The 21268-nt window shown below is 38.5% G+C and carries 20 protein-coding genes and 1 tRNA gene; 12 read left to right on the forward strand and 9 right to left on the reverse strand.

Annotated features, from left to right (window positions below; genetic code table 11):
• Nucleotides 1-161: 161 nt before the first annotated feature.
• On the forward strand, nucleotides 162-734 hold the full coding sequence (locus O3C63_02435) for a hypothetical protein (GenBank protein MDA0771779.1): 573 nt from the start codon (nucleotides 162-164) through the stop codon (nucleotides 732-734).
• A 5-nt stretch (nucleotides 735-739) separates the two neighbouring features.
• Here the strand turns inward: O3C63_02435 and O3C63_02440 are convergent, their stop codons facing one another.
• Nucleotides 740-1222 carry a hypothetical protein gene (locus O3C63_02440; GenBank protein MDA0771780.1) on the reverse strand — a complete coding sequence of 161 codons (483 nt, stop codon included), beginning with the start codon at nucleotides 1220-1222 and terminating at the stop codon, nucleotides 740-742.
• A gap of 142 nt (nucleotides 1223-1364) precedes the next feature.
• Between O3C63_02440 and O3C63_02445 the strand changes: the two genes are divergently transcribed.
• Complete coding sequence (locus O3C63_02445; protein ID MDA0771781.1) at nucleotides 1365-1964, forward strand: hypothetical protein; 600 nt, start codon at nucleotides 1365-1367, stop codon at nucleotides 1962-1964.
• Here O3C63_02445 and O3C63_02450 read toward each other — a convergent pair.
• Genes O3C63_02450 through frr form a run of 5 tightly spaced genes read right to left on the reverse strand, consistent with a single transcriptional unit; the run spans nucleotide 1951 to nucleotide 6414 of the window.
• Entirely contained in the window at nucleotides 1951-3777 is a 1827-nt protein-coding gene (locus O3C63_02450) for a 4Fe-4S dicluster domain-containing protein (GenBank protein ID MDA0771782.1), read from the reverse strand. The two genes, O3C63_02445 and O3C63_02450, sit on opposite strands and share 14 nt — an antisense overlap.
• A 6-nt stretch (nucleotides 3778-3783) precedes the next feature.
• Nucleotides 3784-4851, reverse strand: a complete 1068-nt coding sequence (locus O3C63_02455; GenBank protein MDA0771783.1) for an electron transfer flavoprotein subunit alpha/FixB family protein — start codon at nucleotides 4849-4851, stop codon at nucleotides 3784-3786.
• Nucleotides 4844-4984, reverse strand: a complete 141-nt coding sequence (locus tag O3C63_02460; protein MDA0771784.1) for a hypothetical protein — start codon at nucleotides 4982-4984, stop codon at nucleotides 4844-4846. The genes O3C63_02455 and O3C63_02460 overlap by 8 nt, the downstream gene beginning before the upstream one ends.
• Before the next feature lie 22 nt (nucleotides 4985-5006).
• Nucleotides 5007-5864: an electron transfer flavoprotein subunit beta/FixA family protein gene (locus O3C63_02465; GenBank protein ID MDA0771785.1), complete on the reverse strand. Its 858-nt coding sequence runs from the start codon at nucleotides 5862-5864 to the stop codon at nucleotides 5007-5009.
• Nucleotides 5865-5868: 4 nt separating this feature from the next.
• Nucleotides 5869-6414 (reverse strand): ribosome recycling factor, encoded by a 546-nt coding sequence (gene frr / locus O3C63_02470; protein MDA0771786.1) that lies wholly within the window; start codon nucleotides 6412-6414, stop codon nucleotides 5869-5871.
• 162 nt (nucleotides 6415-6576) lie between these two features.
• On the opposite strand from frr, the gene O3C63_02475 reads away from it, so the two are divergent.
• Entirely contained in the window at nucleotides 6577-8679 is a 2103-nt protein-coding gene (locus O3C63_02475; protein MDA0771787.1) for a sodium-translocating pyrophosphatase, read from the forward strand.
• Between the two features lie 439 nt (nucleotides 8680-9118).
• Here O3C63_02475 and recG read toward each other — a convergent pair whose 3' ends face one another.
• Entirely contained in the window at nucleotides 9119-11656 is a 2538-nt protein-coding gene (gene recG / locus O3C63_02480) for an ATP-dependent DNA helicase RecG (GenBank protein ID MDA0771788.1), read from the reverse strand.
• Between the two features lie 44 nt (nucleotides 11657-11700).
• On the opposite strand from recG, the gene cysK reads away from it, so the two are divergent.
• The 3 genes from cysK to O3C63_02495 all read left to right on the forward strand — a co-directional run bounded on the left by cysK (nucleotide 11701) and on the right by O3C63_02495 (nucleotide 15339).
• Nucleotides 11701-12657: a cysteine synthase A gene (gene cysK / locus O3C63_02485; protein MDA0771789.1), complete on the forward strand. Its 957-nt coding sequence runs from the start codon at nucleotides 11701-11703 to the stop codon at nucleotides 12655-12657.
• Between the two features lie 203 nt (nucleotides 12658-12860).
• The gene (gene ilvB, locus O3C63_02490) at nucleotides 12861-14678 is read left to right on the forward strand and encodes a biosynthetic-type acetolactate synthase large subunit (GenBank protein ID MDA0771790.1); all 1818 of its coding nucleotides are present in this window, start codon (nucleotides 12861-12863) and stop codon (nucleotides 14676-14678) included.
• Nucleotides 14659-15339: an AAA family ATPase gene (locus tag O3C63_02495; GenBank protein MDA0771791.1), complete on the forward strand. Its 681-nt coding sequence runs from the start codon at nucleotides 14659-14661 to the stop codon at nucleotides 15337-15339. The genes ilvB and O3C63_02495 overlap by 20 nt, the downstream gene beginning before the upstream one ends.
• A gap of 354 nt (nucleotides 15340-15693) precedes the next feature.
• On the opposite strand, the gene O3C63_02500 is transcribed toward O3C63_02495, so the two are convergent.
• Both O3C63_02500 and O3C63_02505 read right to left on the reverse strand, forming a co-directional pair.
• Nucleotides 15694-17046, reverse strand: coding sequence for a dihydroorotase (locus O3C63_02500; GenBank protein ID MDA0771792.1), 1353 nt, complete (start codon nucleotides 17044-17046; stop codon nucleotides 15694-15696).
• Entirely contained in the window at nucleotides 17043-17777 is a 735-nt protein-coding gene (locus O3C63_02505; protein MDA0771793.1) for a queuosine precursor transporter, read from the reverse strand. Before O3C63_02505 ends, O3C63_02500 begins: the two co-directional genes overlap by 4 nt.
• Nucleotides 17778-17802: 25 nt before the next feature.
• On the opposite strand from O3C63_02505, the gene O3C63_02510 reads away from it, so the two are divergent.
• From O3C63_02510 to O3C63_02535, 6 genes are all read left to right on the forward strand, one after another.
• Nucleotides 17803-18312 (forward strand): thermonuclease family protein, encoded by a 510-nt coding sequence (locus O3C63_02510; GenBank protein MDA0771794.1) that lies wholly within the window; start codon nucleotides 17803-17805, stop codon nucleotides 18310-18312.
• A gap of 201 nt (nucleotides 18313-18513) precedes the next feature.
• Nucleotides 18514-19113 (forward strand): J domain-containing protein, encoded by a 600-nt coding sequence (locus tag O3C63_02515; GenBank protein MDA0771795.1) that lies wholly within the window; start codon nucleotides 18514-18516, stop codon nucleotides 19111-19113.
• Nucleotides 19114-19166: 53 nt separating this feature from the next.
• A tRNA-Leu gene (locus O3C63_02520) sits at nucleotides 19167-19254 on the forward strand.
• Between the two features lie 331 nt (nucleotides 19255-19585).
• Entirely contained in the window at nucleotides 19586-20035 is a 450-nt protein-coding gene (locus tag O3C63_02525; protein ID MDA0771796.1) for a hypothetical protein, read from the forward strand.
• 278 nt (nucleotides 20036-20313) lie between these two features.
• Nucleotides 20314-20475, forward strand: a complete 162-nt coding sequence (locus O3C63_02530; protein MDA0771797.1) for a hypothetical protein — start codon at nucleotides 20314-20316, stop codon at nucleotides 20473-20475.
• Nucleotides 20476-20582: 107 nt separating this feature from the next.
• Nucleotides 20583-21194: a M48 family metallopeptidase gene (locus O3C63_02535; protein MDA0771798.1), complete on the forward strand. Its 612-nt coding sequence runs from the start codon at nucleotides 20583-20585 to the stop codon at nucleotides 21192-21194.
• Nucleotides 21195-21268 lie beyond the last annotated feature (74 nt).

Below are 21268 nucleotides of genomic sequence, written 5' to 3' on the forward strand. Positions count from 1 at the left end.
CCTGGTTCAACTCGTACTCTTCAAGCAACAGAAGCGTATGAATTTGTCTATGACGGCAATGCCTGGTTCTTGATTTCAAGATATATTCTATAAGGATTAATTTCTTTGTTTTAAAAGCCCTCTTATGCCAAGAGGGCTTTTTTTTGTGTTAGGATGAAAATATGAAATTATTTAATCTAGTTTTGATTATTGTATTAGCCTTTAGTGCTGCGCCTCCTGTATCTGCTCGCAAGCACAAAAAACACAAAGAAAATAAAGAACACAAAAAGCAAATAGTTGAAAAAGCTGCTGCCGTGATCATTCAACCAAGGCTTGAACCTCTCAAAGATGCCAAGGTCTTATCGAAGTTTGAAAATGCTCAACAGATCAAGGCTGAAGTTGACAACATTGATAAATTAGATGAAACAGCTTTGAAAAAACAACTCCATGAAGTTCACGTAAAACGAGAGAAGCAAAGTCAGGCATTAAATCATCTTAGACAAAATGAACTTGCTAACATACACAATCGTAGAATAATACTTCAAGAAGCCAAGACTGCTTTAGAAGAACAAGGGCTAGAACCCACTTCAGCAAAGGGGCTGATGAATAAAGTCAAGTACATGGTTAAAGATACCCAAATGAAACAAGTCATAAGTGATGAAGCTGCAGTTGAAGCAAGAGTCAAAAAATTAACCGATCAAGTTGCTGTCAATCAGATGTTTGAGAATTACTTGACGAAGAAAGTTGGACAATAATTAGACTATATACTTGTTAAAAGTCTTGCTCGGCTAGCTAATGATTTTGCAAGCTGACTTGAATTATCACTCATCTGCTGATGGACTCTAGTTGTTTTAGCAAAGTATGTTGTTGCAAGATCTCTAATCACTGGATCATCAAGTTGTGTTCCTGCTAATTTTTTTGCCTCTTTAGAGTCCCTTTCTGGTTTTAATGCAATGTAAATTTCTGTTTTAGCTACATCGCTTAGTGCCTTTAATTCTGCGTCTTTACCATTGATTTTAATATTCTCTAACTGAGCTTCAGGGTATTTCTTGCCTTTGATACTATTACTTGTGAAAAATATTTCAAGAATATTTAATTTACCTGATTCTTGATAATTTATTCGTAACTTACGAGGTCCTTGATTGTGCACCTCCACAATAGAGCTAATTGTCACTGGATTTTGATGGGAGTCAATCTCGTGTTGAAATAGTGGATGGAATCTAAATTGATTAATTCTATTCATATTTACAATAATAGCAGGTATTTACGCATTGGTCAAGTATTATGAAACTTTTTCAAGTAACTGACTAGTATATCCTTCTCTATTTTGACTATTGTCTTGCTAATGTCTTTATATTGCCTTAAGATTAGAGTAGCTCAAATTAATGCCAAGAACAACAATAGATCATCTCAAGCATATACGCTCTTCTGCTGGAAGATCAAAAGTGGCTAGTGGCTTAAGAACTAAAAGCCCTATTAATAGATTAATACGTGTTAATCGCGAGAATCAACGACTATTTCATATTAGGAATAACAATACAGCTAGTGGTAGAGTTTGTAATTTATTGCCTGATACTGAAGCTACTCAAGCTAAAACTCGCTCTGATAAAACGTTACCAGAGTTGAACTCTAGCACTCTTTGTCTACTGAGGTGGCAAATTAGAAATAGAATTGAAGAGGAGTCTTTGGCGCAAAATAAAGATTCTCTGCTTGATCAGCGAGATGATCTTGAGTCAACGAGAACAGCTGATTTAATTATTGGTTCTGGTGAGACTGAGTTACTTATTAAATTACAGACAATAGTTGGTAAAACAATCCTCATTTCTCAAACTAGTGATTTTTATGATGATGTTTCTATAGGAAAAGTCAATCTTGATTTCTCTGATGATAAAAATATCGTATTATTTGATGGTTCTAATGGTGAGTGGGGTACTTTTGCTGCCGAGCCAGATGCTGATATTAAAATATGGATTATAAACCCCTAAAATCAGGACCAGCACCGGCATAAGCAGGGTTAACTCTTAGGTTTTGTTCAGGACAAATCAATTCACAAGTGCGGCATTGTACACAGTTTTCTAGTGACATACCGTGGACTTTGATTCCTTCTCCACTTATATCAAGTCTGTGAACTTCAGCAGTACAGTCAGAGACGCAAGGTACGTCGAGTTTGACGGCATCATATTTATTGATGCACTTCAAGCAAGTGTCAGCACTAAATTCATCAATATGTTCTGGATGTTCAATGTATTTAGTTTGAGCATAGAAAACAGCATCTTCACGCGAGTAGATGGTAGTTTTGTCGAATTCCTGTCTACCCTGATTACGTTTAATTAGTTCTTTAGAGAAGTTCGGGTTGATTGCTTTGTAGCCAGCTTTGTAAACAATCTCTTCTTTCACATCATCAGGTGCATTCATTTTGACTCCAGCATCAATGGTCTGTGCCAAAGCTTTAATTGGACTAGAAAGTCCAACTATAAGTGCTCCAACAAGAGGTCCAAGCAAGCCACCAATCAAGGGTACGTTAGTTAGTTCAATTCCTTTAAGGAACTTAGGTAAGAATTCACTTAGAAGTTCAGGGTTATCCAAAAATGCTTTACGGAAATACTTGTTAGCTTTGAACTTGTCCATGAACGGGGAGTGCATCAAATCTTCTTGATATGTCGATAAACTATTAGCAGAAAAATCTCTTGTCTGTAGTGCATTGAAAGCCGTTTGAGCAGCTAGATAGCCTGACTCAAGTGCTTTGTCAACACCCGCTAATGATTTCATGTCAAGTAAGCCAAGCGCGTCACCAAGTAATAATGAGCCATTAGTTTGAAACTGTTTTGGAAGACTAGCAAGACCACCTTCTGGTAAAACTGCCGCTCCATAATTAAGTAGTTCAGCTCCTTTGAGAAGTTTTTGTAACCAAGGATGTTTTTTGTATTCTTGTAATTGTTTTTGTGGATGAATATTGGGGTTCTTGGAATCAAGTGAAATCACCAATCCAATAGTCAGACGTTTGTGATCTAAGCCATAAACAAATCCACCACCAAGAGTACCATCTAGTGTTGGGTAACCAAGACTATGATAAACCTTGCCCTTCATGCATGGAGTCTCCTCGGCTAGTTTCCAGGTCTCCTTAACGCCAACTGACCAAAGCTGTGGGTTGCCTTCTAAATTAAAATGCTTAATGATATCTTTTGACAAAAATCCTTTGTCACCAAATGCAATAATAGAGGCGTATACATTGTCTTCGACTGGATCACCAGTCTTGCCAACACGCACTCCAATGACCTTGTCATCCTCAATGATTGCTTCGTGAGCTGCAAAGCCAGGGAACATATCAACTGTAATATTTGGTATTTCATTTGCTTTAGTGACAAGAGTTTGAGCCATCCATTCAACAACGGCTGAAAGTGTCAGCACGTAGTAACCGTCTTTGACAAAATCAGGCAAAGCAGCACGAGTAATAACTGAAGGAACATCCCACTTGGCGTTTTCGCTCAAAATAGAAAAATGACTTTCTTTACAAATGGACTCTATTGGCATGCCATCAGCGACATGATTAGGATAGACCTTATCAAAAATAGTTTTGTTAACTACAGCACCTGAAACTATATGAGCACCAAATTCTTCTGCTTTTTCAAGAATAGCCACCGAGATATGCATCTCTGGTTTAGTTCTCGCCAAGTCACAAAGCCTGTGAGCCATTGTTAGGTTGGAAGGGCTGCCACCAACTAGTACAAGATCATATGTGATTGGTTCTTGTTTTTTATTAGTGTTTTGTTCTATTTTGTCTTGTGTTTTAGTTGCCATCTTGTTTTACGCCAATGCGGGCTCCTTTTTACTAGCTTTGATTTGTGAAATCATTTCAGGAATTACGTGATATAGATCACCAACTATGCCGTGGTGAGCAAATGAAAAAATTGCTGCATCTGGATCTTTATTGATTGCAATAATCAAGTCTGATTTTTGCATTCCAACTCTGTGTTGCAATGCTCCAGAAATCCCGCAAGCAATATATATCTTTGGTCTTACTGTTTTGCCAGTTTGACCTACTTGATATGGATAAGTGATCCAGCCCAAGTCAACAGCTTTGCGTGAAGCTGCTACAACTGAGTTTTCAAAACAATCAGCAAGTTCTTGAAGTAATTTAAATCCTTCAATTGAACCAAGTCCAAAGCCACCAGCAATAATTACATCAGCTTCAGTTATATCAATCTTGCTACCTGCTTCTCTTAGGATTTTACTGATTCTTACTCTATTGTCGGAGTCTAGTATCTTAATTTCTACGTTTTTGATTTTGGTAACTTCTGATCTGGGCTTTGAAACCATCTCAGGAAGCGGAAATACGCCTGGTCTTATCGTTGCCATTTGTGGATCTTTCCATGGTCCCAAGATGCGCGCCTTGAGTGATTCACCAAAACTTGGTCTGTTTGCATAAAGACATTCTGGGAAATAGCCGATTTTGGATTTATCCACTCCGGCTTTGTGTTCGTAAGGTCCAATATCTAATTCGATAGTATCAGCCGTTAATCCAGTTTCAAAGTAGGCTGCGATGCGCGGAGCAAGGTCTCTACCAGAGGTAGTTGAACCCATGAGCATAGTATGCGGTGGTGTGCTCCAAGTGTTGATCTCATCAATAATCACACGTCTATAAGGAAGTGTTTTGTATTCAGCAAGTTCAGGATGATCTGCTACGTAGACTTTGTCAGCACCTGCTGCAATTACTCTGTCTACTTGGCTGTCAATATTGTGACCAAGAATAAAACAACTAAGAGGTGCATCTAGCTTCTTTGCTAATTTTTTTCCTTCTCCAAGTAATTCAAGAGTTACGTTGGCAATAATGCCATCTACTTGTTCCGCTATAACCAATACTTCCTTAGCCATTAAAATTCTCCAGTATGCTTTCGCTACTTCCTTTGTTATGCGCCCGGCTAGACATAGCCTCTATTCTGTTTAATTCAACAGTTTCCAGTTTGTTGTTACGGCTATGTTGACGAGCTCGTACTTCTTTAGCCATTAAAATTCTCCAGTGCAAAGCCTTAAGCCTTTGCATATTCCTTTATAGTTTGTTGGTTTGTGTTAATTACTTCACTAACTAATTGGTCTGCGCTTTTACCTTGGTGCATTTTACAACTGCCACCTACCGTTCCTATTTTCCAAGTTGCTGAAACAATAGTTGGTGAGCCAGGTAGACCACATCTTGCGTCTTCAGCTTTGCAGTCAGCCAGGTCAATTATTTCAACGAATTGTTTTTGCATTGCTTCATTACGTTTGACTTCTTGAACGAACTTAGCCCCGCGAAATGTCTTGTGCTCTAGACGATTGTAACTATTTGCAATTGTAATTAAAGCTGGCAAGTCAGCCTCGACTTCCATCGCCCCTCCTTCGATCACCTTGCGTGCATGAACCAAATTGTTTCTAATTTCAAAACCCTCACAGTATGTGATTTGGGTAAGGTCCATACGTTCACAAATCTCAGGTCCCACTTGTGCTGTATCTCCGTCGGTTGTCTGCAATCCGCAGAATACTAAATCAGCCGGTCCGTCTTTTTCTTGAAGGTAGGCGAGAGTTTGCGATAAAGCATAAGCAGTTGCCAAAGTATCAGAAGCTGCTAGTTTACGATCTGAAAGTATGCATGATTTGTCGATACCGTGCTCTAGAGCTTGATATAGAATTGCGATTGCTGGTGGAGGACCCATTGTCACAGCTGTGATCTTAGAATTGGGGCCGCCCATTGCTTTAGCGTCAATTGCAGCTTGCATTGCATATGCATCAAAGGGATTGAGCATCTTGCCAGCTTTGGCTCTATCAATAGTACCGTCTGCGTTAACTCCAGCTTTCGATTTGGTGTCAGGCACTTGCTTGATTAGTACGTATATATTTAAATCTTTATTCATGGTTTTAAACTGTTAGTATCTCTTGTTCTTTTTTCTTGCTCATTTCTTCAATTTGTTTGATGAAATCGTCAGTAAGCTTTTGTACTTCTTCTTGCTGACGTTTTTTGTCATCTTCAGAACCTTCGTCTGATTTTTTAATTCCATCCATTGCGTCTCGTCTAGCGTTACGAATTGATACTTTGGCTTTTTCAGCTTCTTGTCCAACTGTTTTAGCTAATTCTTTTCTGCGTTCTCCTGTAAGTTCAGGAATGCTAATCATAATACGGTTGCCATCATTGTTTGGATTTAAACCAAGATCACTTTCGTTAATTGCTTTTTCAATATCCTTAAGTGAAGATTTATCAAATGGATTAATAATTATTGTTCTTCCGTCTTGAACACTAATATTTGCCATTGCCTTTATTGGGCTTGGATTACCGTAATAATCTGCTTGAACTCTATCAAGTATTGTGGGATTGGCTCTGCCAGTTCTAATTGCTTGAAATTCTCTTTCGAGTGCTTCTATCGCCTTGTCCATTTTGCTTTGGGTATCTTCAATCGTTAAAGTCATATACTTGTTCCTTTAGTATCACTTTATAATAACTCTAAGTCGAGTTTTCGAACTTGATTTAGAAAATATTTGTTTTTTTTGAGGATGACCGTATTATCTTATTCATTACTCATAAAATTTTGATTTTTGAATTATTTTTTATATGATAAAGTTAAGAAGCTTATGGAAAACATCGTAGTTATAGCAATAGTAGCCGCAATTTTGGCAATAATTTTTGGACTTGGATATGCATTTTGGATATATAAGTTAGACACGGGTACCGCCGCTATGAAAGAGATAGCCGCCGCCATTCAAGATGGTGCAGAGGCCTTTCTTAATCGCCAATATAAAACAGTGGCAATGGTTGGATTAGTTTTAGCTGTCCTTATTGGTTATTTCCTCGGCACCACAATGGCGATAGGATTTTTAGTTGGTGCGATTTTAAGTGGTTTGGCTGGATTTATTGGAATGAATGTTTCAGTCAAGGCAAATATCAGAACTGCACAAGCAGCTACTATTAGTATGAAGGATGCTCTTGATGTGAGTTTTCGCGGTGGTGCTGTTACTGGTTTACTTGTTGTTGGTCTTGGTTTACTTGGTGTTGCTGGTTTTTATCAGTACCTTATGATCACTAACCCAGGCAACGTTGAAGAGAATGTAGCTTCTTTAGTTGGACTTGCATTTGGATCTAGTTTGATTTCTGTTTTTGCGAGATTGGGTGGTGGAATTTTCACTAAGGCTGCTGATGTTGGTGCTGACTTAGTTGGCAAGGTTGAAGCAGGAATTCCAGAGGATGATCCTCGCAATCCTGCTGTAATTGCTGACAACGTTGGTGACAATGTAGGTGACTGCGCTGGAATGGCTGCTGACTTGTTTGAGACTTATGCTGTTACTGCAACGGCTGTAATGCTTCTTGGTGTTTTAGTTTTCCCTCATCAAATCGAGGCTGGTAATTTAGCTCCAGTACTTTATCCACTAGCGATGGGAGCTGCTGCAATTGTTGCTTCTATTATTGGTAATTTCTTCGTGAAATTGGGTGAAGACGAGAATGTAATGAAAGCTCTTTACAAAGGACTGATTGTTAGCGGGACTGTTGCTGCAATTGCATTTTATTTTATTACCAAAAACATGATGGTCGGTTTTGAGAAACCATCGTTTAATTATTTTTTATGTGCTTTAGCTGGTTTAGTTTTAACTGGACTCTTTGTTGTAATTACTGAGTACTATACATCTACTGAATATGCACCTGTACGCAGGATTGCTGCAGCTTCTGAGTCTGGACACGCGACCAATATTATTGCTGGTTTAGCTGTTTCAATGGAAGCGACTGCATTGCCGATATTAGTTATTGTTGCTGCTATTTTACTTACTTATACTTGGGCTGGAGTTTATGGTGTTGGAGTTGCTGCAATGAGTATGCTGTCAATGGCTGGAATAATTGTGGCGCTTGATTCTTATGGTCCGATTACTGACAATGCTGGTGGAATCGCTGAGATGGCAGGAATGGACGCTAGCGTAAGAGCAATCACTGACCCGCTTGACGCTGTTGGCAATACTACTAAAGCTGTTACTAAGGGCTATGCAATTGGTTCTGCTGCACTTGCCGCAATTGTATTATTTGCTTGTTTCCAAGCTGACTTGGTTAAGGCTATTACCCAATTTAATCTAACGGATGTTACTAGTAAACTAGTAGTTCCTAGTTTTGATATTTCTGACCCTTATGTACTTTCTGGACTGTTTATTGGTGGAATGATTCCATTTTTATTTAGTGCACTTGCAATGATGGCAGTTGGTAAAGTAGCTGGTTCTGTAGTTACAGAAGTTAGAAGACAATTTAAAGAAATCAAAGGCATCATGCAATTTAAAGCTCGTCCTGATTATGCTAGTTGTGTTGATATTGTTACTAAGGGTGCAATTAAAGAAATGGTAGTACCTGCTCTTATTCCTGTTTTGCTTCCTATCATCATTGCCTTAATTGGTAAGTTCTTCTTAAATGAGTTTGAAGCGATGGGCGCAGCAAGAATCATGGGTGGAATTCTAGTTGGTAGTATTGTTACTGGTTTATTCCTTGCAATCTCTATGACCTCTGGTGGCGGTGCTTGGGACAATGCTAAGAAGTATATTGAAGATGGTAATCACGGTGGCAAAGGTTCTGATGCCCACAAAGCATCAATTACTGGTGACACTGTTGGTGATCCTTATAAAGATACTGCTGGACCGGCTATTAACCCAATGATCAAGATTATTAATATCATTGCTTTATTGCTAGTTCCTTTCTTGCTGTAACTACTAGACCTCCGCACAACGAAGTTTGCTAGTGATGTCGACCTTTTTTGTAAGTCTGAATATCAAACTCTGTATTGAGTTTAAATTATAGATTCATGATACCGATTGTGGGTCTTCAAAAATATCCGTAATATTAATTTTGTTTGTTCTGAATCTAGTGAAAACTCGAGAGCTTGCTCTGGGAGGATTGACGGAATGACGATTAAAGTTTTGCCGGTCATTTTCAAGTCAAATTCATGGTTTACTATAAAACTTTATTATTTTTCAATTGCAAAAAAATAGCTGATGAGCTTAATTTGGTAGAGTTCTTTCGGACCCATTTATGGGTTTCGCAAGAACTCTAATTTATAAATCCAAATTTCCCATTTCCCTCCAGCTACTGGCAAGTGGAGTTGTTTCATAAAACAACATAAAGAGGAAAATCTTGCTTGTTTTGCATTTAACCGGCATTAGCCATTACATTATTAGATCTTTGCTTAATTTTATCCTCTAATAAACCTAGTCCTTCTAGCTCTGGATTAGTGTCTATTAATTGTTTGGCTGAGTTGCGTGCATAGACTAACAGCTCTTCTTGATCTACTAATCCTTGCAGGGCGGTGTCTGATAGCCCAGATTGCTTGAGCCCAATAATGTCACCAGCTCCGCGGATTCTTAGATCTTCTTGGGCAATGATGAATCCGTTATTAGTTTTTTCCATGATTGCTAGTCTTTCTCTACTTGTTTGACTGGATGAGCTGCTTGCCAAGAGGCAATAGGATTGTTTGTCATTACGACCGACTCTACCTCTTAGTTGATGCAATTGCGCTAAGCCAAAACGCTCTGATGATTCAATCATTATGACTGTTGCATCTGGCACGTCGACACCAACTTCAATGACTGTTGTTGCAATTAATATATCTAATTCTTTGTTGCGAAACTCTTGCATGATCTGGTCTTTCTGGTCATCTTTAAGTTTGCCATGTAGTAATCCAAGTCTATAATTCTTGAAAGTTGTTTTGCTAAGCCTTTCGTACTCTACCGTTGCTGCTTTGGCAGATAGTGTTTCTGATTCGTCAATTAATGGAAATACAATGTATGCCTGATTACCTTTGTCAAGCTCTGACTTGATTAGTTTATAGGCATCTGCTTTTCTGTCGACAATTTGAGTTTCAATTGTTTTTCTGCCTGCTGGCAGCTCGTCTATCTCTGACATGTCAAGATCTCCGTGCATTGCAAGAGTGAGTGTGCGCGGGATGGGAGTTGCTGTCATGAAGAGCTTTTCGACGCTAATATTGTTTTTGGATTCGAATTCTTTGTCATTATTTTTGAGGCTAAGTTGTCTATCATCTGCTTGGCTAGCTTTACGAGCAAGCAACTCTCTTTGCTTAACTCCGAAACGATGTTGTTCGTCAATTACTACAATGCCAAGATTGTTAAACTCAACGGATTCTTGTATTAGTGCATGGGTACCAACGACAATATCTATAGTGCCTGATTTGATTCCGGCAAGTATTTCTCTTCTGACCTTGACACCTTGCTTGCCAAGCAAAAGTCCAATATTGAGCCCAAGTGCTTGTGCCCATTCTGTGAACTTCTTGTAGTGCTGTTCAGCAAGTATCTCAGTTGGTACCATGATTGCAGCTTGATAACCATCAGCGACTGCAACTAGCAGTGAAAGAAAGGCAACGACTGTTTTGCCGGAGCCAACATCTCCTTGTAGTAATCTATGCATTGGCTGGCTACTTACCATGTCTGGAAGTATTTCTTGATAGAATACCCTTGTTTGAGCATAGGTTAATTCAAATGGTAGCGAATTGATGAACTTGTCTACTAGCCCATTTTCAAAACAATTGAATTTGATACCCTGTTTGTCTTTTTTGTAATGTCGTCTTAGCTGCATGAATCTAAGTTGCATCAAAAACATCTCATTAAAGATTAGTCGTGTTGCTGCTCTATTTTTCATCTCTAGACTTGAGGGGAAATGAATCTCTTCAATTGCTTGATCATAGGCGATTAAATTGTTTTTGCTGATTACAAAACCAGGCAAGAATTCATGAAGATTATTTTTGTATAACTTGAGAGCTTTGTGGATAATCTTACGTAAGTTGAGTAGTGAAACACCTTCAGTAAGAGGATATATTGGGACTATTTTTGCGGTATGTGCTTTGTCAGATCTATTCTCTTCACTGAAATCATCTGAGATCAGTTCTATTACTGCGTTATGGATGGTTTTTTGATTGGAATTTTTTTCGGCTTTGACCTTGCCGACACAGATACAAAAAGCACCAGTTGGGTATTGTGCGTTGTATTGTTTGAGATAGAAATGACTAGAGTTGCCTTGAAAGAATTTGTTGATTTTGATTTGCCCACTTGTGTCTTTAATAAAAATACTTAATATGATCAGGTTTGAACGTGGACTTTTAAAAGCAGAAATACGATTGATCCGTCCCATGATTGTTGCGTCTTGATCAATTTGAAGGTCTTTGATATTGGTTATTTCTGAGTATGAAATATGTTCGCGCGGCAAGTAGTTCAAAAGATCTTCTATTGTTGCTACTCCGAGTTTATTTAACTTGGCAGCTAGTGCCGGTCCAACACCTTTGAAGTATTGAATATTGAGCTTGGAGATATCAAGACTTGGATCAATGATTTCTTCTTCTACAACGAGTGGTTTTGTGATTTCTTCTTTAGTTATTTCGCTACTGTAATATTCTTCTAAGTCATTTAGAATATGGATTACCTTCTTGCAAATATTCATACGACTAGGTAGGTCAAGAAAGGCATAGCGGTCGATTAGGACAAAGATACTTTGCCAGTTTTGACTATCTGGATATAGCAGCACTGCTTTGCGGCATTCATTTCGAATAAAGGTCCTGAAATCTCCACTATTGCCGATGGCGTTGATATATTGATGCTTAATCTCAAAATCCATTGCTGCCTTGATTCTATGGATTATTTCCAGTACTTGTTTTTCTTTGCTAGTGGTTTCTTGGCTCAAACTAAGACTAATTATAGCTTTGCAAGGTGCTATAATTGCAATTTATGACAACAACTACCGCAAAAATAGCTAATGATATCTCTGAATTAATTGGAAAAACACCACTTGTCAGGCTTAACAAGATGGCAAAGGAAGCTGATGTGGTCGCTGATATAGTACTCAAGCTTGAGTTTTATAATCCAGCTGGATCTGTCAAAGATAGAATTGGTTACTCGATGATTAATGAAGCTGAAAAGGCAGGACTAATCACTGCAGGCAAAACTACAATTATTGAACCCACTAGTGGTAATACTGGAATCGCTTTAGCTCTAGTAGCTGCTGTCAAGGGCTATAAACTCATTCTTACAATGCCAGATACTATGAGCATGGAAAGACGCAAATTGCTCAAAGCCTACGGTGCTGATTTGGTACTTACTCCGGGAGCACTTGGCATGAAGGGTGCAATTGAGAAAGCCAAAGAGCTTTGCGAGACTACTGCTGATTCATTCTTACCTCAACAATTTGCTAACCCTGCTAATCCCAAAATACACAGAGAAACTACAGCTCTGGAGATTTGGAATGACACTGATGGCAAAGTTGATTTTGTTGTCTCTGGTGTTGGTACTGGCGGAACTGCAACGGGAGTTGCGACTGTACTTAAAGCTAAAAAGCCCTCTTTTAAACTAGTTGCTGTTGAACCTGAAGAATCACCGGTAATCAGTGGTGGTGAACCTGGTCCTCATAAGATCCAAGGTATTGGTGCTGGTTTTATTCCAGGAAATTTGCAAGTAGATCTTATTGATGAAGTGATTCAAATTAATAGTGAAACTGCCATGAAGACGGCAAGAGCTTCTGGTATTAAAGAAGGTATACTTTGTGGTATTAGTTCAGGAGCTGCAATTGCTGCTGCGATACAACTTGGTAAACGCCATGAGAATAAAGGCAAGCTGATTGTTGTAATTATTCCTTCTAATGGTGAAAGATATCTTAGTTCGGCTTTGTATGCTGATTTGGTTGATTAGACTTCCTGCGAAAGTCCCCTTTATCTTTACTAATGGAACTAGTGCTTCGCACCGTTCCGCCCTTTTTTATGTCGATATCACTAACCAAACTTCGTTTTGCAGGATGTCTATTGGGAGTCTGACATAACTGACAGCACTGTTTATCACGTTATCTACTTGTATCACTTGTTGATCCTCTATAAACACGCTAATATATATAGCTAATGCCAGAAAAACTCGAAACTAGCACTGGTGCAAAGTCACTACTCAAAGAACTCAAGCGCCAAGGTGTCAAGAGATTCTTTGGATATCCTGGTGGAGTTTTACTTGGACTTTATGATGAGCTTTATGGCGAAGATGAGTTGATGCATATTTTGGTGCGTCATGAGCAGGGTGGAGTTCACGCAGCTGAGGGCTATGCCAAAGTTGCTGGAAGACCAGGAGTGGTACTTGCAACTAGTGGACCTGGTGCTACTAATTTAGTTACAGGAATTGCTGATGCGTATATGGACTCAGTGCCGATTGTTTGTTTAACCGGACAAGTACCGACTTTTGGTATTGGTACAGATTTTTTTCAAGAAGCTGATATTACTGGAATCACATATCCGATTGTTAAACATAGTTACTTAGTCAAAAAACCAGAAAACCTAGCCAAGGCTGTTGCTCATGCGTTTCACATTTGCCAGACAGGTAGACCTGGTCCTGTTTTGATTGATATGCCCAAAGATGTTTTGAATGATGAGTTTCTAGTTACGAAGGAAAATAGAATTGACGCTAGTTTTAAACCTGATATCAAGGGCTACAACCCCCGTACCAACGGTAATCCAAAACAAATTGCTAATGCAGCCATGCGTATCCTCTCAGCAAGGCGTCCTGTGATTTATGCTGGTGGTGGTGTTATTAATTCAAATGCTAGCAAGCTACTTTTGCAATTAGTTGAGTCATGCAATATTCCTGTAACTACGACATTGCAGGGCAAGGGTGCAATCCCGCACAAACATCCATTGTTTCTTGGCATGCTTGGAATGCATGGAACTGCTTATGCCAATTTTTCTATTTACAACTGCGATCTATTGATAGCTATTGGTGTTCGTTTTGATGATAGGGTGACTGGCAAGATTGCAACTTTTGCGCCTGACGCTGATGTGATTCATATTGATATAGACCCAGCTGAAGTCGGCAAAATTCGGAAGATGCGCAATGATATTGATATACCGATAGTTGGTGATGCCAAGTCAGTACTTAAAGAATTGATTACCAAAATACAAGAGAAAAAACCTGATACCCAAGAATGGTTAAACAAGGTCACTGAGTGGAAAGAAGAATATCCACTTGATCATGATCCAATTGCAGAAGAACTAATTAGTCCGCAACATATACTTAAAACTATCTACAAATTAGCTGGCGACAAAGTTATTTATGCCACTGATGTAGGACAGCATCAAATGTGGGCAGCACAACACGCCGAAATTAACGGACCGCGCAAATGGCTCACCAGTGGCGGGGCTGGAACTATGGGCTTTGGTTTGCCTGCTGCAATGGGAGCTGCTGCAGCGCTTAAGGACTCAGAAGGAACTGATAATGATAGATCAGATGAGATTGTAGTCAATATCAGCGGTGATGGAAGTTTTCAGATGTGCCAGCAAGAACTTGGAACTCTTAAGGCTTATGATCTTAAAGTAATCAATTGTATTTTCAATAACAAAAATCTTGGAATGGTGAGGCAATGGCAAGATCTTTTTTATGATAAGCACTATTCTCATGTAGATCTTAAGCATGGTAGTCCTGATTTCGTGAAACTAGTTGAGGCTTATGGTTTGCGCGGATACAAACCAGAAACAAGAGCTGACGTTGAAGAGATTATCAAAACTGCAATTGAGGATGAGGCAGCTACACTAATTGATTTCCCGATGGCTTATGAGATGAATGTCTGGCCAATAGTGCCTCCCGGCGCCTCCAATATGGATATGATGGGTGTTGATTCATGTACTTTGACTAGTAAACAACGCGAGACTCCTGATTTTGATTGGGAACAGGTTTAATAAGATAGCTATCATTGGAGCTGCTGGAGTCGGTAAAACGACTCTCTTAAATTCTCTATTTGAAGATTCAACTATCTCAGTTAAGTATACAAAAATAGAAGAAGTAGTTCGTAAGCTCTGTGCTGAAAGAGGGTTTGAGAATCCTTATTCGATTACGGGCGATCTTGATCAATTTCGCCATGATGTTTTAATGCGACAAATTTATGAAGAGAATAAAGCAGAGAGTTTTATATCTGATAGGTCCACTATTGATGCTTGGGCTTACTACATGCGCTGGTCTTGGAATACTAGCACCGTTGAAAAGACTGAAGAGTTTTATCAAGCTGCTTATAAGCAAGCTCAGCAATATGATCAAATAATTTATTTGCCCATTATGTTTGAGGAGAGGAATCCTGCAAACCAAAGTTTTGCTAGTGATGCCGACACAAAAAAGGTCGGGACCATGCAAAGCATGAGTCCCGCTAGTAAAAAACAATGGAATTTTCGCGAGAATCCTATACAAGATGATGGCTTTCGCTGGAATAATGCTATCTATCAAAAACAAATTGATAGACTTTTGAGATCAATAATCTATGATTGGGGTTTCAGTGATAAAGTATATGAAATCAAGTCAGAGACTATAGACCATAGGCTGCAAGAGCTGTTTGATTTGGGTTTTTAGGTTTTTTGACACGATTAAATCCTGCGATAAACAATAATGGAGGAGTGATTATGATTATTAAGGTGATTATTGCAAGTGGGTTAATTGGTTCCATGTTAGTCCTTTAATTTATTGAATATATTGTTTAGTATAAATCCAGATACTAATGAGAGTATAACTGAAAATATGAATCGAGTAAAGTTAACAAAATTGGCTCCTGTTAAGTAATTTAGGAAAATAGTTCCTATAGGCAGTAGTAGTGAAATTGCAATTATGCTCCAAAACCAATATATAAATGTTCTTTGCCTTTCATTCACACAAGTAATTATGCCTGAAATCGAGACTAATATTTTACAGTTAGGTGTCTACCACATGCTAGCTTCGCACAAAAGCAAGCCTCTGAGAATGTGATTTCTCGCAAAACTTACCATTCTGATAAATTACAGAACCATTAATGATCGTATGGCTAATCGATGATTTGAAACTATCTCCCTCAAAGGGTGACCAGCCGCATTTGTATAAAATATTGCTAGAGTCCACTGTCCAAGGCTTATTGAGGTTGACGAGAGTTAGGTCAGCATAGTAACCCTCTTGAAGAAATCCACGCTTGTCAATTTTAAATCTCTTCGCTATATTATGCGATGTCTTTTGAACTATAGTCTCTAAACTAAAAACTCCTTGATGATACATCTCAAACAAAGCTGGCAATGCATGTTGCACCAGTGGACCACCTGCGGCGCATTTGAAATAATTGGAATTAGTTTTTTCTTCAATGGTGTGCGGCGCATGATCTGTTGCAATGATATCGATCCTTCCTTGGTTTACTGCTACTCTAATAGCTTCTCTGTCTTCTATTGCTTTGATGGCGGGGTTCCATTTGATTTTGCTGCCTTTGCTAGTGTAGTCTTGATCTGTAAACCAGAGATGGTGTACGCAGGCTTCAGCTGTAATATATTTTGAATCTATTTCTGCTGCATCAAAAAGCTCAAGCTCTTCTTTAGTACTAATGTGCAGTACGTGTAAATTAGCTTTGTGTTTTTGGGCTAAGCCAATTATATTTTTGGTGCATTTGTAACAAGCCTCTCTTGAACGAATTTCTGGATGATGCTTAATATCAATCTCATCTCCATACTTCGCTTTGTATTTGGCTGCGTTTTCCACAATGGTTGCTTCATCTTCACTATGTACGGTGCAGATCAAACCTGTTTGAGCAGAGTATTTGAGCACTTCTTCTATTACTTCAGGGTTGTCTACAAGCATATTGCCTGTTGAAGCTCCTAGAAAGATCTTGATCCCGCAAACAGTGGCTGGGTCAGTTTTTAAAACCTCCTCAAGGTTGTCATTAGCTGTACCCATATAAAACGAATAATTGGCAAATGATTTCTCGGCGGCTATTTTGTATTTATCTTCTAGTAAGTCTTGCGTGAGTGCTCGCGGCACAGTGTTGGGCATCTCCATAAAACTAGTAATTCCACCTGCTACTGCCGCTCTTGATTCAGTATAAAGATCACCTTTGTGTGTAAGCCCTGGATCACGGAAGTGCACTTGATCATCTATCATGCCCGGAATAAGGTATTTGCCACTTGCGTCTATGATCTGATCAGCCTCAGTGATTGATTGACTTCTATCAATTGTTTTGATGTATTCGCCTTCAATTAAAAGATCAGCTTGAAAGATCTCTCCTTCATTAATTAGCTTTGCATTCTTTATTAATATGGTTTTGTTCATAAGTGAAATGGATTAAAGTCTGTGTCTTTATCGTAATAGTCTTCATGTTCTTTGTTTTTGAGAAACCTTATCAAGTGAACTGTAAGCAATGGATAAGCGAGAATTTCCCAAATGACTTTGATTAGGTACTTGCTGCCCATTAGTTTAAACATTAGTTCTAGCGGATACCCATCTGCGCCAATAAAGGCAAGTGGAATAATAATGATTGTATCAACTAGCTCACCGGCCATTGTTGAGCCGATAATTCTGACAGATTGGTATTTGCCCTTGGTCCAAAGTTTGAGTTTGGCAATTACATAACTATTAGTGAATTCGCCAGCTGCAAAAGCAATAATACTGGCAACACTTATGCGCAGGCTCATATTAAAGACCTGTGAATATGCGCCTTGCAGCCCCCAATTTGGGTCAGCAGGCAAGATGATAAAGAATTGAATTATCAGATTGGCAAGAATTAACGCTCCAAACCCAGTCCAAATTACCTTGCGCGATTGAGCGTAACCATAAACCTCTGTCAAGATGTCGCCAATCAGATAGGAGACTGGAAAGAGCAAGACACCTGTTGTAGTGCTAAAACAAAACCATTGTCCTAGACAAAGCTGGGTGATTTTGACACTACCTATTAAGTTACTAAGTATTAGTACCAGAACGAAACAGATTGTGATTGTTTCAAGGTATTTATAGTGCTTACGCTCTAGCATTGAAACAAGTCTATCACGCTGTGTTAGTATCATATTTCTAGCTTATATGCAGTTTTTTTTGATATTTATATTATTATTTCTCAGTTCTTGCCAGGTATCAGAACCTGTTTATAGACTGGTACATGCCAATGATGCTGATTCTTTTTATGTCACAGACTATAATTGCCAGATTGATTGCCAGCGTCAAGAACTTAGATTGATTGGTATCGACGCTCCTGAGTATTCGCAAGATCCTTGGGGCAAAGCTGCTATGAATTATGTAGTTGATCGAATTAAACCTGATACTATGATTTATTTAGAAAACGGACTCACTCCTATTGATAAATATGGTAGAAGGCTTGTTTTCTTTTCATACCTTAATGCCGATAAGCAAAGGGCGATGCTTCAATTGGACTTGCTTGAACATGGATTTGCTCAGTTATTTACCTTTGATAAGCGTCAAAAGTATCTTGACAGATTCAAGTCAGCTGAATTAACAGCAAGATCTAAGCATCTCAATATTTGGGATACTAATAATGGTCTTGAGATGAGCCCATCTAAGTATAGACGCAAGCAAAAACACAAATAGACCTAAGGTCACACTGAAAAACGAAGTTTTCTAGTTGAGTCTCTAAAAAAGCTTCTTAGGGTTCAGTGAATGTCTTGGATAGTGGTTGATTCTAGGCGAGGCGTCATATTATGCATTTTCATAGATCCCTAATTAATACAATAGTTGTTAAGAAAGAACTTATCCTTTTCAACAATTAAAAATACTCGTTATAATAAAAATATGTCTGTATCCTTCAAACTTGAAGACAATTTTGCTGACCTCTATTCAACAACCAGCCTTGTGGAGATAGGAGTCGATATGCCACGTATTATTCGTACTGTCGAAGCTATGAATGCTTCAAGTCAAGAGCTCTGTCCGCAAAATCTTGCTTACCAGCTTGGTATCCCCAAAGCCTTACTCTATCAGGATCTTGAGATCCTTGAATATATTTACAAGAATCAAGAATCACTTGTAGGCGCTGATAAACTAATTGCAAACTTGATACAAAAAATCAAATTCAAAAACCGTCACATCACTCGATTAAAAAATCAGCTTCAAGATCACAGCAAAAATTCGGAGAGCTCTTTCAATGAAGGCTTTGTACAAGGTGCTGCTATCAGTTATCAGAAAAAACCTTCTAATACTGACTTAGCTAAAGAGGTTTGGGCACGGGGGACACTTTATTTATCTATTGACGATGAGCTTAATGCTCAGACTATAAAGTCTGCCTATAGACGTCTGGTGACCTTATTTCACCCTGATCAAAGTGCTAAAGATACTGCTGACTATCTCGATACCCTTAAAAAAGCTTATGATTTACTAATGAGCTTTTACTCTTAGTACTTTTGAGTTAGAATAATCAAGCGTCTACCTTAAACGCCTTGATTTTACGTGCCGGTGTGGCGGAATCGGTAGACGCAACAGACTTAAAATCTGTTGGGATTTTTTCCCGTGCCAGTTCAAGTCTGGCCACCGGTACCATTATAAAAACAAAACCCAGGCGCCGACCTGGGTTTTGTTTTTACATGATAGCTATGACTAGACTATATGACTTCTAGTCTCAAGCATGGTTGTGGGAAGACTTGTGTTTATCATTCCATACTGTGACCCACGCTGCTGGCGAAACCAGCGCCGGTACCATGAGCATCCTTATGACAAGCAAAAAAGATCTTAAGAGTGATCTTTTTGTGGGTATGTGGTTTTAGTATCCCCAATTTTAAAGCGACATCACTAGCAAAACGGGTTGTGCAGGATGTCTATTAAGTGAATTGCGTAGACCTGTCCCTTATTTTTTCTGTTCTATAATTAATTAATGAACAAAACAAGATTTTTTTCAAGCTTTATTCTGACTTTCTGGTTAGGTATGATTTGTGGAGTTTCTTTTTTTGCTACACCAATTAAGTTTCTAGTGCCAGGCTTGTCTAGGGAACTAGCTTTGCAACTTGGTGATTTAAGCTTTAGATATCTTAATTATATTGAGTGGTTGTTAGTTGTTTGCTTATTTTTTGTTCTTCTTAACTATATTCAGGTCAATTTTGTCAAACTACTCTTGATCGTTTTATTTTCTATACTTCTTCTTGATAGCTTCTATTTATTACCTGCTTTGCACAGTTACGTTGTTGCATTGTCGAGTCCGGAAGGACAAGTTAGTTTGGCTATGGATATTAGTTTTTATCATCGTTTTTATGTTTTAGCTGAATTTACCAAAGTGTTGATTCAGTTGTTTCTATTGTTTCAGCTTAATAATAGGATACGACCCTGATATGCTAGCTAACAAAAGTCACTGCAGCATCATTTAATTCAATAATGCCTTCAGAGCAACTTTCATTAGCGAGTTTCTCAATTTTGAGTGATTGCTTGCTGACAAGTTCAATTGCAATAACATGACTCGCTGCTTCTTCTGTTTGTGGATATCGATCTTCAACTTCATAACAATAGACTTACTGCAAAAGTCGGAATTATTCTTAAAGCAAACGCAACATTCGTTGCGGTTGCTACCTTTTTTAAAGCGACATCACTAGCAAAACGGGGTTTTGCAGGATGTCTAATAAATATTGCCATCAAATGATTATTGCAATGCAGGCTCTTACTGCATTTGTCGGCTATCTAGGCACCATCACAATAGATTGTAGCTTTGCAATTCCATTTATTCTTATGATTAGCATTGCTAGTCTAATTGGTTCATTTTTAGTAATAAAATAGACCAAGAATTACTTAAGATGATTTTTGCCTGGTTATTACTGCTAGTTTCAGCTGGGATGACGTTGAGTTTGTTTTGACTTATTTTTTTTCAGTGATAATATCAAATTATGAACAGATTATTTTTGATTTCTTTGATTTTATTAATGGGCTCAGTGGTATCAGCTGATTACCAAACTGAAGTACAAGAACTTCTAAACAAGTTTGTTGTTAGCATTGATAAAGACCCCAAACAATATTCTATTATTGTTGAAGAGAATGAAAAAATTAATGCCTATGCAAGTATGGGCAAAAAAATTGTCGTCTACACAGGACTTATCAAAGAGCTAGAAAATGAATCAGCACTTGCAATGGTGGTTGCTCATGAGCTTGGACACATAGAAGAGCGTCATATGATCAATGGTATGGCAAGGCAAGGGTTCTTCGCTATCTTGCGTCGTTTGTTTAGCAGTAAACCTAATGCTCTACAAGTCTATGACGGAGTTACTTATATGGGTGGTTTACACTATAGCCGTGGAGCGGAAAAAGAGGCTGATGTTTTTGCAATTGATTTAATGAATAAGTTATATTGTAATGAATCTGGTAAATTAGAGTTCTTTGAAAAGAATTCAGCTAATCAAAAAGCAACCAAGATTGATGAGTATTTTAGTACTCATCCACTGTCTAGCACTCGTCTAGAATACCTAAATACTCTAATTATTGAAGCTGGTTGTATTGTTTAGCTTGCTCTCAACTTTATTCTGAGCTGCGCGATGAACTGACATCTAGTCGGTGCCCGCAGGGTCAAAATTTGCGT

This window comes from Cyanobacteriota bacterium, assembly GCA_027618255.1.
Taxonomy (GTDB): Bacteria; Cyanobacteriota; Vampirovibrionia; order LMEP-6097; family LMEP-6097; genus JABHOV01.